Below are 15,076 nucleotides of genomic sequence, written 5' to 3'. Positions count from 1 at the left end.
CTCCATTATTACTTACGACTCTTTTTCTAATAGTGCAATTACTTCTTGAAAGTCTATTTAATGGGGTAGCTATTGGTTCTGTTTTACTTATAGCTGCCCTCGGCCTAGCAATTGTATTTGGATTAATGGGTGTAATTAATCTTGCCCATGGAGAATTGATGATGCTGGGTGCATATTCCACATACGTAACACAACTAGTCTTCAGGCTTCCTATACTCAAACCTTTTTACAACTCATATGTAATCGTATCGTTACTAGTTGCTTTTGTAGTTGCAGCTCTTGTAGGAATACTTTTAGAACGCTCGGTAATTAGAAGGCTCTATGGGAGACCTTTAGAAACATTGCTGGCGACATGGGGAGTAAGTCTTATCCTCCAACAGTTTGTCAGAAGTATTCCTTTGGCATATGCAAGTGGGCTTGTAATTACATTGTTAAGTGGTTTCATTATTCCTCTCTTCACCCCAACCCAACTACTTACTAACAGCCGAAGCAAGATAGTGAAAGCAGGCAGTTGGGGGATCTCGGTTGTGCTTGGATTAATCTCCTCGAGTTGGTTAGCAACATCTATAAGTCGATTAGGTCGCTCTAGTGCAAGAAACGTTGATGTTACCGCACCAGCATGGATGCGTGGTGGATTTGATGTTGGAGGAATAACTTTCCCAATTACACGTCTTGTAATTATTGTCATCACAATCATTGCGGTTTGTTCCGTTACCTGGTTCTTAAACCAAAGTGCCTGGGGTATGCGTATACGAGCTGTCACTCAAAATCGATCGATGAGTGAGTGTCTTGGTATCTCTACTCAAAAAGTAGATGTAATTACTTTTGGGATTGGATCAGGACTTGCCGGCGTCGCAGGAGTAGCTGTTTCACTACTCGGGTCTGTCGGCCCAAATGTTGGAGCAAGCTACATAGTCGGGTGTTTCATGGTTGTTGTCCTTGGAGGTGTTGGGAACATGTTTGGGACAGTTATTGCCTCCTTTGCAATAGGAATCATGACGGACTTAATTGGTGCCGGCAGATTGCTCTCGATATGGCCTGATATGCCTGCACCGCTTTCATCAACAGTCGACTTCTTTGCCACAACAAGTATGGCCAGAGTTTTGGTTTTTGCTTTAATCGTGGTCTTCCTGCAATTCAAGCCTTCAGGATTATTCCCTCAAAAGGGAAGGATGATAGAGAGTTAATTATGGAAATCACTCTTAAGAAGAGACGTTTAGTTACCTTGGTTATCTGGATCGCAATTATTGCAGCAATAATTGCAGCCCCTTCTGTATTACCGGTGTTCCGGCTCAACCTTCTTGGCCGTTATCTTTCCCTGGCAATTGTTGCACTGGGAGTCGACCTGATTTGGGGGTTTACTGGACTCCTTAGTCTCGGACAAGGAATCTTCTTTGCATTGGGAGGCTATTGTGCTGCAATGTTTTTGCAACTAAATAGTTCATTTAATCTCCCTAACAAAATTCCAGAATTCTTTAGTTTATATGGGGTTAAAAACTTACCTCTCTTTTGGGAACCTTTCAAATCAGCAGCTTTTACATCCATAGCGATTTGGTTAATTCCTTCTTTAGTCGCTGGAATCCTTGGCTTTTTAGTTTTTCGTAATCGCATTAAAGGTGTTTATTTTTCAATCCTCACTCAAGCAGCTTTATTAGTTTTCTTTAATTTCTTCAATGGCCAACAAAAACTGATCAACGGCACTAATGGTCTAAAGACTGATGTCACAGAACTCTTTGGGCAGATGGTTGGATCTGATTCTATGCAACGTTTGTTTTTCTGGGTTACAGCTTTATTAGTAATATTGGCTTGGTTCTTCACTCGCTGGATTGTTTCAGATCGTTTTGGCAATGTTTTAGTAGGCATTAGAGATGATGAACCGCGAATTCGATTTGCCGGTTATAACACTACTCTTTTTAAAACAATTGTCTTTTCAATTGCTGGTGGATTAGCAGGCATTTCAGGAGCTCTTTACACTGTTCAATCTGGAATAGTTTCCCCTCAATTCATGACGGTTCCATTTTCAATTGAAATGGTTATCTGGGTTGCTGTCGGAGGCCGAGGAACACTACTTGGAGCTATTCTCGGAGCGGTGCTTATTAATTACGCAAAGAGTCTTGTAAGTGAAGCCTTGCCTGCAAGCTGGATGTTTATACAGGGTGGAATGTTTATTTTTGTGGTTACTGCCTTGCCTGAAGGATTATTAGGATGGTTTCAAGGGAATGGCCCTAGAAATGTTCTTACTCGATTAGGAATTTCTCGCCCAATCACCACTTATCCAAGTCTTCTAGGGAAAGGAAAAGACGAGGTGACCTATGAATAAGCAACTACTTGAACTGCGTAAGGTTTCAGTAAATTTTGAAGGCTTCCTTGCTCTTAATGATCTCAACCTTACTCTTGACCCAGGAGAACTTAGAGCCGTAATAGGACCAAATGGAGCAGGAAAAACAACTTTTCTCGATGTAATTACTGGAAAAATTCAACCATCTTCTGGAGACGTTATTTTTAAAGGGAAGTCACTTCTTGGGATACGAGAACACAGAATTGCAAGACTTGGCATTGGAAGGAAGTTTCAAAGCCCACGTATTTTTCAAAAATTGACTGTTCATGAAAATCTTGCAATTGCAGTCAGTAAACCTAAGCAACCTTGGGAACTTCTAATTAATAAGCTAACCCAACGTGAAAGAGGTCAAATACATAAACTAATCAACATTGTGAATCTACAATCACGGACAAATGTTGCTGCAGGTTTACTCTCTCATGGTCAGAAGCAATGGCTCGAAATTGCTATGCTAGTTGGCCAAGACCCGGATCTATTACTTGTCGACGAACCAGTAGCGGGTCTTACTGACGAAGAATCTGAGTTGACTGCAGATCTTCTAAAATCTTTATCTGGCGATCACACAGTTTTAGTAATCGATCACGATATGGATTTCATCCGACGACTCGAAAGTCGAGTAACTGTCCTACACCAGGGGCACGTTTTATGCGAAGGCCCTATGGAAGAGATTCAAAAGAATTCAAAAGTAATAGAAGTTTATTTAGGTCAGCAAGAAGAGGAAGTTGAATGACACTTCTAGAAATTCATGGGCTAAACACTTATTACGGGGAAAGTCATATTCTTAGGGGGGTTGATATGACAATCAGCTCTGGAGAAATGGTTTGCTTAATAGGCCGCAATGGCGTTGGTAAAACTACTCTTCTTAAATCTCTAATAGGGTTATTAACCCCAAGGAATGGAGAAATAATATTCAATGGAGAACACCTTAAAAGAAAGGCTCCTCATAAAAGAGCACAGTCAGGGGTGGGGTATGTTCCTCAAGGACGCGAAATTATTCCGCAACTCACTGTTGAAGAAAACCTTCACCTTGGGATGGAGGCTTTGGCAAGAGGTGGTCTTAATAGGAATGCAAAAATTGATGATTTCGTTTATGAGTTATTTCCTATTTTAAAAGAATTTTTAACCCGTAAGGGGGGGGATCTAAGTGGAGGTCAACAACAACAACTTGCTATTGCAAGAGCATTGTTGGGCAAGCCAAAACTCCTTTTATTAGATGAGCCAACTGAAGGTATCCAGCCAAGTGTTGTTCAAGATATTGAGTTGGCAATAAAAAAAATCATAAGAGAAACGGGTATAGGCGTTTTACTTGTAGAGCAACATCTACACTTTGTTCGGCAATCAGATCGTTATTACGCAATGCAGAGAGGAGGCATAGTTGCTAGTGGGAAAACAAATGACTTAAGTAAAGCAATAGTTGATCAATTCTTGAGCGTATAAAAATATACTTAAGCCTTAGGCATATAAACCGACAGAAGGCTAGATGAATAGAAGAAATTAAACCAATGGTTTGAAACCTAGCTAAATGGATTTAACTAAAGTTAGAAAAAGTTTTCCTCCTAGACCAAGGCTCATGAATCAATCCAGCCAGGATCATAAAAGTTTCAAGACTAAGGATACAAAAAGATTATCCTGAATGATGACCTACCAACTCCTACTTGATTGAATGAAAAAGATTTTCCAATGGAGAGATATCAACTGGAAGGCCATGACGCCTCAGCAAAGGTTAACCCTCAAAAGAATTTGCCTTATTCCCTTGTTTACTTATGGAGTCTTTATTGCTTTAAAAGCCTACTCTTATGTCATCGTTCTTCTCCTAATTATGTATTACATGTACAAATGGTTTGAAAAATAAAGCCGCAACTAAACTTACCCTACGTAAAATTTTCCTGCGATCCAAAAAACTGCTGCGAGAGCAACGGAAGCCATATAAATATATGCCAGCACAGTTCTAAATCTAATCTTTCCGTCTTTGGATAAATCTTCCTCTTTCATAATTAGCAAAAAGTCAATCCCAAGATAATACTATTCAGTTTTCAAGTAACTGGACGAGAATGAATCTAAGATTAATAGAATTTCAACCTTCAAGCGGGAAAGTTTTATTTCAGGAGAGCTTTCCTCCTATCAAAGAGCTAGGCCTTTCTCTCAGGTTGAACTGGTATTTACAAGCCCATATCTAGCAAAAGCGCCCCCAGAAGAAGCCATTGGAGAACAGGTAATTAGGCCTAACGAATAGAGCTCATTTCTCACAAACTCAAGATATTCAATAAACCTATTCTTAAATCGACTTTTCCTTTAGAGAAAAGTCAAGCTCACATACTAACGACTAGTAAAGGAGAAATAAAAACTGTTCTCAGACTATTCTCTCAAAAAATAGCAGCTATATTAGCTCAATCTGAACAGCAAGTTAAACCTAACTCTTCCAAATCAATATTAAAAATGGGGTTTTTGGTACTCAAAATCTTGATCCGCACTAGACTCTGCTTATACGCTCAAAGATAATGAAAAAAGAAAATCTAAAAAGAATTATTCAAAACCTTGAATCCCTGCTAAATGAATTGAAGAGTGAGGTCTACTCTGACCCAGAATCATTCATTCATCCATGGTATGAACAAACTGCTAATGATCCTAAAATTATTAACTCGGATGATGACGATGGATATGCTGACTAACCAACAGCTAGGAAGACTTTTCAAAAAGAATTCAAAAATGACTTGCAGTAAGTAGCAAAAGCCAGAAATCATCTCCCATGATAATTCTTTCTTCTGGTAAAAGGGTTAAGGATTCAAACTCCAAGCAAACCAGCTGTCTCACATCGGCTAGGTAAAAATACTATCTTCCAATGTTGGATAGAACAAGTATAATTCCCAAGGCTAATTATGGTAAAAATGTCAAAAGAGAAGGCTCAGCTCAATATCAATATTGATCCAGAGTTATTGGTAAGTCTTAAAGCTGAGGCAATAAAGGAAGGTAAAACATTGACAGCCTTTGTCACTGAAAGATTAGTGATAGCAGAAGCGAAACAGTCAAATTTACCCCTAGAAGGGAGACTGAAGCGGATAGAAAGCTTTCTTAATTTAGACTCGGCAGAGGTCAAGCAAGGTCAAAGTATAGGAAGAATCTTTACTGATGAAGGAGCAGAAGAATATGGTGAAGTTGCAAAGGCAGAGTTTGAATACCATATGAGGAAAAAAGGACTTGATCCTAAAACTGCCTTAAAAGAATTAGCTGAACATCTCAAAAATTACCCGCACAGCAATCCTGAACTAGTCTTCCAAATACTGCTAGGGACTCATAAATTAACTGGGTTAGAGATGACAATAGCTTATAGATTTGGCTCTTGCGCAATGAGGTCTGCTCTCAATGATTGGACAAATAGTCCTTTAGAAGATTTAAACGAAGCATTCCTTAACGCAGTAATCACAAAAAGTCTTGCATAGTTATTTAAATTTTAGATATCCACTGTTTCTATATATCTATATCTAGTTTTTTCTAATTAGCGGACTAAGGATTCCCATCTAACCTTAAGTGATTGACCTGTTTGATTATTACATGCTCCAGATAACGAATTTACGATTATACATGTATTGGAAATAGCTGTAGTTATGATAGAACCTCCAGGCTTTATTCCATCAACATAAATCGGTTTTGATGCTATTGGAATAGAGCTTTTACGACTTATACTTTTGATTAACTTTGATGGTGGGTTTTGTTCAGCAAATAAAGCTTGTACATTGTTTTCTTTTAGCTTCCGCATAACTGATGAAATAGTTTCTGGGCGAAGGCTCCCCGAATGTCCTAGGTAATTTAACAAGCCAAGAGTGTTAAATCCATATTTATATGCGTAATACTCCATAGCTTTATGCTTAGATGCTAGGAACCGGTTTTTAATAGGAATTGTGGCAATTTGTTTTCTATTCCATTGATCTAAACCCAATAGGACACTATTTACAATCTTTCGCCTTTCTTCTAAAATTTGAGATTTTCTATTATCAGATGAAAGAAAATATCTATTAATGGAATCTGCAATAAGATTACTCATTTGTCTTATATTTAAAGGATCATGCCAAATATGAGGGTCTAATCCATAGTGTAAATGATCATCATGATTTCCTTCATGATGTTCTGATACACCACCCCTCTTAATTGCACTTACACCAACTAATATAGTTGAAGGTTTTTTGATCCATTTAGCAATACTAGGGGTCATTTCTCTGCCGAGAGTAATTATTAGCGTCGACTCATTAAGAGTTTGGGCTGCTTGAGGAGTGATCTTAAAGTTGTGAGGATCTTGATGTTCCTGGATCAAACAATTAACAGGTATTGAAGGCGGGGCAATTGCATTCACCAAGTCACAGACTATGGGTTCAACCGCAACAATTCTTTTTGAGTCAACTTGAACTTCTGAGTTGCAGCCACTTAAAAAAATAGCCGTTGCCAAAAGGGCCTTTTTTAACTTTCTACTAGAGACAAAGAAACTCTCTTTTTTAGGTTGATTGATTGGAAGCATTGGGCTGTAGGCAGGAATGAGCCAGTTAAGCGGAAATGGTTATCATTTTCACTGTATAACAAGGAGCCTTTTCCAGTCAGCCCTTCCCCTTGCCAATTGAGCCCAATCTGGTGAAAAAAGATCATTTAAAAGTATCGAAACAAGGAAAACACACTTCTCAACGGAGTCTGCAAGCAATTCTTAGCTTGACAGGGCTACTTCGCATGAAGACCGGACACCCAACATCAAGAACTCTCCTTTGGGCAATCAGCAAAAGCTATAGATTCACTACTAGTGTTTGAAAGCCAATTCAGATCAAATCGAACTTTCTGAATCCCTGGTAAAGACTGATCGCATAAAGCCTTGCTAAACAAAGCCTTTTTGAGGCACAGCAAAAAGGCCCCAAATAATATTGAGGCCTTTTTAGTTATTTAATTTTTTTTAGAAAAATGGATCTAACCAAATAGAGCTGAAGCAACTGCTGCAACAGCAATTACGATCCCACCCCATTTAATCACTGTTTGATCCTTGTCATAAGTAGACGAGACAAGAATTGCAGCCAGAAGGATCTCTACAAGGTTTTCATTAATCATGCGAATTAGTCCTAAAAAGTAGTGCTTGATACTTTTTAGCAGGTATTTGACTACTGGTCTACCAAATATGAAGCATGAGGTCGATAGTTGTTGGAAAATCCCGAAAAAAGCATTCGCAATTGGTTAAAGCAGGCAATCCGGGATATTCGAATTTTTTCAATCCTCCAAAAATGCTTTGCCACAAAGGGAAATCATTCAATCTCAAAATCGATTAATTCAAGGATGATTCATGAAAAGGGCAAAAGGCAGTTGCTTTGCAAAAAAACCAATCTTCGCAAAGGGTCCTTACGCCATAAAGAATTTTGGGGCACACAAAAACCACCAAGAGACATGCTTTAATCAAAATGCTTGATCTAACTACTTAAGCTCGTAAGCTTAAAAGCCAGGGCTAAGGGTGAAGCTGAATAACTTTTAGCTCTAAGAAATCAAATCAAAAGATCTTGCACCCATTGCTCCTTCTACAACCAAGAGTCTATTAATAGAGAAGAAAACAGTATTTCCTGGATTCACTCTCCATAGAAAGCCTCTTGCCAGCATCTTCTCTCCTCGCAATCTTTTGGGATGACTTGCATCTCTATCTCGCTGAAAAAGGGGGAGCCAGATCTCCGCCAAGATAAAATCTTTTGATGCCAGCTAATTTTTCACTTTTTACTGAATTTAACTTACTTATCAAAGGAAAGTTTATGTTATCTGATGAACTCAAAAAAGAAATCAAAACTTACCCTAATTTCCCCAAAGAAGGGATATTTTTTAAAGACATGCTTCCCATCTTCGCCAAGCCAAAGTTATATTCTAGGCTGATCGAGCAGATGGCATCCGACCCTATTTTCAATCAATGTGATGCGATAATTGCAATAGATGCTAGAGGTTTTTTGCTAGGGTCTAGCATTGCAATTAAAGCAGTTAAACCATTAATTTTGGCCAGGAAACCTGGGAAACTGCCTGGTGATCTTATTAGTCAATCCTATAACCTTGAATACGGAAGTAATTGTCTATCAATTCAAAAAGACTCTTTAGATGCTTTTAAAAAATTTGCAATTGTTGATGACCTATTGGCAACGGGTGGTACAGTAAGCTGCGTTTCTAAAATATTAGAAACTAATGGCAGAAAAATCTCTGGGCTCTCGGTAGTAATTGAACTAAGTGAGCTGAATGCTAAGGCAAATTTCGATTTTCCTGTTCGAGCACAAATTCAATTATAAATCCCTAAACCCTGATTATTTAAATTAAAATCTCTACTGTCTTGATAATTATTCTGAAAGTCCATAGCAAACAATAGAGAGAACTCTCGTTGAATATAGTAGGATTTCATAAAGGTAATTAATCAAAGGCAAGAGGTATAAATTCGAGCTTTTTACAGTTCAAACCCTTCTATGTGGAGGGGCATCAATATAATCAACCACAAAATCTCAGGAAGCAAAGCTTTGAGACGAGGGGTTCAAGAATAATGCTTTAAGGCTAATCAGACTTACCTAAAAGTTTTACGGATCGATTGGATTAACTAATTGCAGCAAAGATTCATCTATACATTTGTTGACCTAGACCTAGCTCTTTGCTCACTCATATTGCATCTTGAGAGACAAGAAGCTCACTAATCCTTGAAGGCCGCTAAAGCATTTATCTTTTTGTTGATTTTAGCAGATTTTGCTTTTACCTTACAAAGGTCTGCTAAAGCTGAACAGGTTATCTACCAACTTTTAAATGGAGATTCAATCTCGGGAAAATTGCTAAAGGGTGAGAGTACAAATGATCTAAAAGTGATCCTGCATAAACATCTAGGTAAAATCGAAATAAAATCTTCTGATATTCTACTTCCCAAAACAAACCCATGGAACGGGAACATAGAGGTAGGTCTTGATGGTTCAAGTACAACATCAAGCAATTCATTAGGATATCTTCTAGAAATAAATGCAAAATACAAAGAGAAAGCCAAAGAACTAAACTTAAATACTAGATATGATTTCAAGAAGACTTCAAAGTCAGGGAAGGAAGACATTACGGCAATAAAAAAAGCTTTTACAAAAGTTAGACTTGATAGCTCATTAAAGGATCGATGGACTTCTTATTTATCTACTAGTTATGAATACAATGAATTAAATAAAGTAGGAGTTAATGATATCAGCACCTCTGCAGGTGTTGCGTATAAGTTAATTGAAACTTCTAAAGCAATTCTTCTCTTATCAGCTGGCCCATCTCTCGACTGGATCAATGGTGGGGTAAACTGCTCTAAAGAATCAAGCTGTGGTGATATTCGTCCAGGAGCATCCTTTGGGTCTAATTTCGAAGCATCAATCAGTCAAAATATAGAATTATTAATTCAGAATACATTTAACGCAGAGCTTGCTAGAGATTCTTATAAAAGCAACAAATTCTTAACGGCTATAAGGTTCTTCCCCTCAAACAAATCAAGTCTCTATACATCTTTCAGCTATGAAAACATATTTGATGAAATAAAAGAACCTAGCCAAGAACATGTTTACAAGTTAAATCTTGGGACAAAATTCTAAAGCAGTTTTATTAGCTAATAATAAAACTGAGAATATGGGACTTGCTCTAACCTCCCCTCAAGTCAATTAAGGGGAGGTTAGAGCAAGTCCAAGGTGTTATTTAAGAGCATCAGGACCTCCCACTGGTGCCAGGAAATTGACTATTGCAGGTATCAAAAACAAAACCGTTATTAATCTCACTGCATGCAGAGCCGCAACAGCTGCACCCACACCAAACTCTGCCCCAACCAGGCTCATCCCTATAGTCCCTCCAGGGGCAGCTCCTAAGAGAGCTACGATTTTCTCGACCCCAAGGAACCTACTAATTAATAGACCAACTAGAATTCCAGTTATCAGAAGGGTAAAGGTAATCACTAAGGCTGGTTTCCAAAGCAATTGCAACTCCTCGAGTGTTTCTCTATTAATTCCCGTCCCAATAACTGTTCCTATCCCTATCCCAAGTACTGTTTTGGTTCCTAAAGGCCAGGCCGCAATCTCAAGCTGACCACTAATACTTAACAATCCGGCTCCTAATATTGCTCCTAAAAGCGGGCCAGCAGGGATACCCGTAAGAAGCATTACCCCACCCAGTGATGCACCTGCAAGGAGGTATAACAACAAAACTACTGAAGAAGGCATTTCAATCGATTTAAGGATATAACTCCATTTTCTCGTTTTTAGTAGTCATTTATCAATGATCACAAAGTTTTAAGTCCTTTGACAGCTCCAATGAAATCAAGGGGAGGAGCGAAAGATGACTCTAATTACAAAAGTTGCAAAAAATGGTTTGTGAAAATAGGGTGAGAAATAACTTGGCTCATGCCATTAGATATTGATGACCGAAACTCCAAATAACAAAAATTTTGATTGGATAAAACTATTGAATGGATTTGCTCTGTTGTTATGTGCTTTATGCCTTCTCTTGATAACGATGAGCCTACGCCCACTGGCTCAATGGGCGGATAATCAAAACATATGCGTAGAACAAGAAATAGCAAAGTCCAATGCTCCCATCTCATGGGGGGTTAGGAAATGCAATGGGCGTTCCAAGGTGTATCAGGTGAAATGAAAAAGCTTGCCAATGAATGAGCGAGTTTCTATTCAGCTATTGAATAGTCATTATCAATCAATTTATAACCCTCTTTATTTAGCTGTAATTCCAAGAATAATCAAAAAACAGCCAGCCAGTCCTCAAGGGAATAAATCGACAGATATAGCTTTCCCCATACCTATATTCTTGAGAAATTGCATCTCCTCTAAGAAATCCGCAGGCAAGCGTATGCAGTGATTAACGAAGTTCCACTGCTGGCTTCTTTAGATTTCTTATACGGTAGATAGCTATTTCCCATTCCCTTAAAGAAACAGAAAAATGGTTTCCGCTCAAAAAGCCTGTTTAGAAAAAGCCAATTCTAATGAAAGAGAATATTTAATTAGCACCTAAGGTAAAACAGATAAGATCTCTAAAAATGCTCCTTAATCTATGCTTAAAAAATTTTTCATCGCTATGGCCTTTGTCGTAATGCCATTTGCGCCAATTGTTGCTAATGCTGCTGAATCTCCTGTAGACGTTCAGGAGGTATTCACCAGCACAAAAACAATTGAAGGTGATAGCTTCTCATACCAAAAAAGGCAAAGCTGAAATGCGTCTTTATAGAGTTGAAGTTCAAGCAGGCGCCGAAATCCCTCTTCACTCCCATCCAACCCCTTTAACTGGTCACATTGAAAAAGGACAATTAAAACTTACAAAAGACAGTGGGCAGAGCGAAACTTTTCTAGAAGGTGACTCTTTTGTTTTAGGTGCTAAAACTCCTCCTCACACAATGGGGAACACCGGAAACAAATCAGCAGTGATGGGGGTAAGCGTTGCTTCAGCTGAAGGCATTCCTACCTTGACACCAGTCCAGTAAGCCTTATTTAAGTGTTTAGAAGCTGATGTAATCACAGTACCGCCTCCTAAAAGCTATCAATCTCCCTCGAATTATCTGGATATAATTGAAATGATCTATAAACAAATGCTAGGGATCATTTTAGGCAAAGCAATCTTGGTTAGGCACCTCAGAGATTGATATTAAAATTTTACAAATACAAAATTTCATAAGAAGAATGATCATGGAGATAACCACTACTCCAATAAAAAGGCCTAATGTATAGGAAAGGTCTTGATTCGGCGCATGTGAATGATCAAAAAAAGCTCAAGAGTTACTACTCGACAAAACCAAATCTTAGAGGAGCTTGAAAAATGCCAAGACGAAATGAGCGGGCAACAATTACACCGTAAATTGCAAGATGGCTCAACAAACATGGGATTGGCTACGGTTTATCGCAATCTGCATGAACTTCAGCAAAAAGGGATGGTGCGATCCCGTCACCTACCATCAGGAGAAGTTCTATATTCACCTTTGGATAGAGACCAACACCATTTGACATGTGTTGATTGTGGTCAAACACAGGTTTTGAGTTATTGCCCAGTTAAAGACCTTCAATTGCCAAAGAATCAAACAAAAAAATTTCAATTATTGTTTCATACACTTGAATTCTATGGTCTATGTGAAAGATGTTCGAAGCAACATGAAATCAATACCTAAACTGCTTCAATCTTGCCCATCTTGCAAGTATAAAGAGAGAAAAAAAGCTACAAAAGAATAAAGGCCAAAGTATTCAGGTTTAATCCCCCATTAGAGCAAATAGGTTTCTTGATCTAATCAATGCATATTGATTAATCTATAGAGCAGCTATCTTCAGGCAAATGTCCTTCCCAAAGAAGGTCCTAATTTTTTCTTCCCTGCTTGCCCTTAGTGCTGGTATTACTTCTTGTAATTCAACAAGAAACAATCCCAACATTCGTCTTAGCAGTGCTGGAGCAACTTTCCCTGCAAAGGTCTATACGCGTTGGTTTTCTGATCTAGCCAAATCTGACGGGCCCAAGGTCAACTATCAGGCAATTGGATCAGGATCAGGTCGCAAAGCTTTTATTGACCAAACTGTTGACTTTGGGGCATCGGACGATCCAATGACGTCAAAAGACATTGCGAAAGTTACTCGAGGTTTAGTTCAAATCCCCATGGTCGGAGGAACTATTGCATTTGGATATAACTATGATTGTGAACTGAAATTGACCCAAACCCAAGCAGTAAGAGTTGCTATGGGAATTATCAAAGACTGGAGTGAATTGGGTTGCCCAGCAGGAAAACTTATTTGGGCCCATCGCTCAGATGGATCTGGGACAACTAAAGCCTTCACCAATTCCATGAGGGCTTTCTCGAGAGAATGGACTCTTGGCACTGGCAAATCTGTCAATTGGCCTGCTGGTGTTGGGGGGAAAGGCAATGCAGGAGTCGCAGGAATTATTCGTAATACCCCTGGTGCAATTGGGTATATTAATCAGTCCTATATCAAGGGAATTGTTAAAGCAGCAGCGTTGCAGAATCTTTCAGGACAATTTTTGAAGCCAAGCACAAAAACTGGGTCCGCTGCTTTAAATAGCATCAGGCTTGATCAAAACCTCGCTGGCAACAATCCCAATCCAAAAGCAAAAAATGCATACCCCATAGCCACTCTTACTTGGGTGTTGGCATATAGAACTGGTAATGGCTCAAAAACTGAGGCAATTAAGGAATCTTTAAAATATCTATTAAGTGATGCTGCGCAAAGTAAAGCCCCGGTCCTTGGGTTTGTCTCTCTACAGGGCGAAATCCTAAAGAAATCACGAGCTGCAATCAACAGGATTGAAAACTGAATCTTTCAAGTAATGCAGGAGCCTCCCAGGCAACACATTGACTAGTAAAACAGAGGCTTTCTTATACCGACCCAACATGAGTCCAATCCAATCAGCCGGCCGCTGAAATGAGGATAATCAGTGTCAAGGGGAGGCACACGTACGTTCTTGATGAGTCAACTTATATGTCTGAAAGAAAAAACACTACTTGGGGGGTTGATTTCCGGCTCAATCTCTCTTAAAAAATAAGTTCCCCATCACAATGGCCCGATGCGTGTTACGCAAGGGGGTCTTTTTTTCTTGATTTCCAACAACCCTTAACTTAATCAATAAGCCTATAGATAATTGTGCCGACCTGAAAACTCAGCCAAGTCCCAACCATGCAGACATGAAAGCAGGTATTGGGAGTTTAGAAGTGATGGTGGCCAACAAAGCCATGTCAAATTCATGGACCGTCGGAACAGTCCTGTCCAAAGCAAAAATTGCAAGGTATGGAACATTCATTGCAATCTGCCATCGCCATTTGTAGGTCATTACTCCCCATACCTTTTTGGCATATTTCCTTTGACGGTCACTAAGGCTTTCCCATTTGTTTTCAGAAACCTGTTTTATCCGTTCCACAAAACCAACGTCTGATAAACCACCTTGAGACTGCATTACCAAAAACAAAAATTGATTGCATTTATAGCCCATAGGAGTTTCTACCCACAAGCTTTGCAGGTACAGTTCTCATTCTGTTACCACAATTGGATATTCACTCCACCAGAACGAACTTATTGAACAAATAAACAGAAAATTGGCATTTTTCAAAGATGAGTAACCCATGTAGAATTCCGATTCAGGTGGGGGGCTTCTCCTGGGCTACAGCATTGAGTCCTGCTTGCAATTATCTTTTAAAATAGAATTCAACGATTGTTATTTTATCGAACTTGGCCAGATAAAATCAACTTCAAATAAACAACTCTCAGAGCAGATCTACAAGTGAAATAATTAAAGATCAATCTTCTCACGTCGCTTGCAAAGTTCATCCAATGAGGGGCGTAGGGAAAAAGGAAGCCTCCAACGTGCCCAAAAGTTATAAATTCCATCAAGCAAAGCTCCTAACAATGGCCACGTAGCTGGAGAGTAGACCCAACCCAGCCCAACCAATCGATATGCTTCACGAAACACTTGCACACCCTTTAAAACTTCTCCAGAAGAAGTGATTGCATGAATTCTTCCCATCCCCTCTCGATAACTAATCCCGCTATAAAAATCAGGGTTATAGCAAGGAGAATTAATATCTACGAATGCAATACTCTTCATGTTGTCTCTAGATCTAAGAAATGAGACCTCTCTTCGACAAAAAGGACAACCACCATCAAATAGGAAAGTGAGCTTTGTTATAGCCACAATAACTTTAATTAAACCCCTTGAACTGAGTGAATGTGAGTCACATTAGCCTAAGATTAACATGAC

The 15,076-nt window shown here is 39.0% G+C and carries 18 protein-coding genes; 12 read left to right on the top strand and 6 right to left on the bottom strand.

All coding sequences use genetic code 11. The features are described 5' to 3' along the window. Positions 1-32: 32 nt before the first annotated feature. From SOI84_RS08635 to SOI84_RS08610, 6 genes are all read left to right on the top strand, one after another. The gene (locus tag SOI84_RS08635; protein WP_320674127.1) at positions 33-1,187 is read left to right on the top strand and encodes an ABC transporter permease subunit; all 1,155 of its coding nucleotides are present in this window, start codon (positions 33-35) and stop codon (positions 1,185-1,187) included. Positions 1,188-1,189: 2 nt separating this feature from the next. Next, positions 1,190-2,320 (top strand): urea ABC transporter permease subunit UrtC, encoded by a 1,131-nt coding sequence (gene urtC, locus SOI84_RS08630; RefSeq protein WP_320674126.1) that lies wholly within the window; start codon positions 1,190-1,192, stop codon positions 2,318-2,320. After that, complete coding sequence (gene urtD, locus SOI84_RS08625) at positions 2,313-3,068, top strand: urea ABC transporter ATP-binding protein UrtD (protein ID WP_320674125.1); 756 nt, start codon at positions 2,313-2,315, stop codon at positions 3,066-3,068. Before urtC ends, urtD begins: the two co-directional genes overlap by 8 nt. Continuing rightward, on the top strand, positions 3,065-3,775 hold the full coding sequence (gene urtE / locus SOI84_RS08620; protein ID WP_320674124.1) for an urea ABC transporter ATP-binding subunit UrtE: 711 nt from the start codon (positions 3,065-3,067) through the stop codon (positions 3,773-3,775). Before urtD ends, urtE begins: the two co-directional genes overlap by 4 nt. Positions 3,776-4,836: 1,061 nt before the next feature. Next, positions 4,837-5,007 carry a hypothetical protein gene (locus SOI84_RS08615; protein ID WP_320674123.1) on the top strand — a complete coding sequence of 57 codons (171 nt, stop codon included), beginning with the start codon at positions 4,837-4,839 and terminating at the stop codon, positions 5,005-5,007. 216 nt (positions 5,008-5,223) lie between these two features. Then, positions 5,224-5,775 (top strand): hypothetical protein, encoded by a 552-nt coding sequence (locus SOI84_RS08610; RefSeq protein ID WP_320674122.1) that lies wholly within the window; start codon positions 5,224-5,226, stop codon positions 5,773-5,775. A 56-nt stretch (positions 5,776-5,831) separates the two neighbouring features. Here the strand turns inward: SOI84_RS08610 and SOI84_RS08605 are convergent, their stop codons facing one another. The 3 genes from SOI84_RS08605 to SOI84_RS08595 form a co-directional block, all read right to left on the bottom strand. Further along, complete coding sequence (locus SOI84_RS08605; protein WP_320674121.1) at positions 5,832-6,845, bottom strand: metal ABC transporter substrate-binding protein; 1,014 nt, start codon at positions 6,843-6,845, stop codon at positions 5,832-5,834. Between the two features lie 434 nt (positions 6,846-7,279). After that, positions 7,280-7,417, bottom strand: coding sequence for a hypothetical protein (locus SOI84_RS08600; RefSeq protein ID WP_320674120.1), 138 nt, complete (start codon positions 7,415-7,417; stop codon positions 7,280-7,282). A 417-nt stretch (positions 7,418-7,834) separates the two neighbouring features. Then, a complete protein-coding gene (locus SOI84_RS08595) occupies positions 7,835-8,029 on the bottom strand; it encodes a hypothetical protein (RefSeq protein WP_320674119.1) in 195 nt (64 codons plus the stop codon). A 71-nt stretch (positions 8,030-8,100) separates the two neighbouring features. Here SOI84_RS08595 and SOI84_RS08590 point away from each other — a divergent pair, with 71 nt between their 5' ends. Both SOI84_RS08590 and SOI84_RS08585 read left to right on the top strand, forming a co-directional pair. Next, a complete protein-coding gene (locus tag SOI84_RS08590; RefSeq protein WP_320675438.1) occupies positions 8,101-8,619 on the top strand; it encodes an adenine phosphoribosyltransferase in 519 nt (172 codons plus the stop codon). Positions 8,620-9,045: 426 nt separating this feature from the next. Then, on the top strand, positions 9,046-9,924 hold the full coding sequence (locus tag SOI84_RS08585) for a DUF481 domain-containing protein (RefSeq protein ID WP_320674118.1): 879 nt from the start codon (positions 9,046-9,048) through the stop codon (positions 9,922-9,924). A gap of 96 nt (positions 9,925-10,020) precedes the next feature. On the opposite strand, the gene SOI84_RS08580 is transcribed toward SOI84_RS08585, so the two are convergent. After that, positions 10,021-10,542, bottom strand: coding sequence for an AbrB family transcriptional regulator (locus SOI84_RS08580; protein ID WP_320674117.1), 522 nt, complete (start codon positions 10,540-10,542; stop codon positions 10,021-10,023). Between the two features lie 841 nt (positions 10,543-11,383). On the opposite strand from SOI84_RS08580, the gene SOI84_RS08575 reads away from it, so the two are divergent. The 4 genes from SOI84_RS08575 to pstS all read left to right on the top strand — a co-directional run bounded on the left by SOI84_RS08575 (position 11,384) and on the right by pstS (position 13,639). After that, positions 11,384-11,542, top strand: a complete 159-nt coding sequence (locus SOI84_RS08575; protein ID WP_320674116.1) for a hypothetical protein — start codon at positions 11,384-11,386, stop codon at positions 11,540-11,542. A 1-nt stretch (position 11,543) separates the two neighbouring features. Further along, positions 11,544-11,810, top strand: a complete 267-nt coding sequence (locus tag SOI84_RS08570; protein ID WP_320674115.1) for a cupin domain-containing protein — start codon at positions 11,544-11,546, stop codon at positions 11,808-11,810. 270 nt (positions 11,811-12,080) lie between these two features. Further along, on the top strand, positions 12,081-12,488 hold the full coding sequence (locus tag SOI84_RS08565; RefSeq protein ID WP_320674114.1) for a transcriptional repressor: 408 nt from the start codon (positions 12,081-12,083) through the stop codon (positions 12,486-12,488). A 161-nt stretch (positions 12,489-12,649) separates the two neighbouring features. Further along, positions 12,650-13,639, top strand: a complete 990-nt coding sequence (pstS, locus tag SOI84_RS08560; protein WP_320674113.1) for a phosphate ABC transporter substrate-binding protein PstS — start codon at positions 12,650-12,652, stop codon at positions 13,637-13,639. 342 nt (positions 13,640-13,981) lie between these two features. On the opposite strand, the gene SOI84_RS08555 is transcribed toward pstS, so the two are convergent. Both SOI84_RS08555 and SOI84_RS08550 read right to left on the bottom strand, forming a co-directional pair. Then, entirely contained in the window at positions 13,982-14,329 is a 348-nt protein-coding gene (locus SOI84_RS08555) for a hypothetical protein (RefSeq protein WP_320674112.1), read from the bottom strand. Positions 14,330-14,608: 279 nt separating this feature from the next. Further along, positions 14,609-15,010, bottom strand: a complete 402-nt coding sequence (locus tag SOI84_RS08550) for a DUF393 domain-containing protein (protein WP_320674111.1) — start codon at positions 15,008-15,010, stop codon at positions 14,609-14,611. Between the last annotated feature and the right edge of the window lie 66 nt (positions 15,011-15,076).

The organism is Prochlorococcus sp. MIT 1341 (assembly GCF_034092415.1).
In the GTDB taxonomy this organism is placed as follows: domain Bacteria; phylum Cyanobacteriota; class Cyanobacteriia; order PCC-6307; family Cyanobiaceae; genus AG-363-P08.
This window is presented reverse-complemented; position numbering and strand designations above follow the sequence as displayed.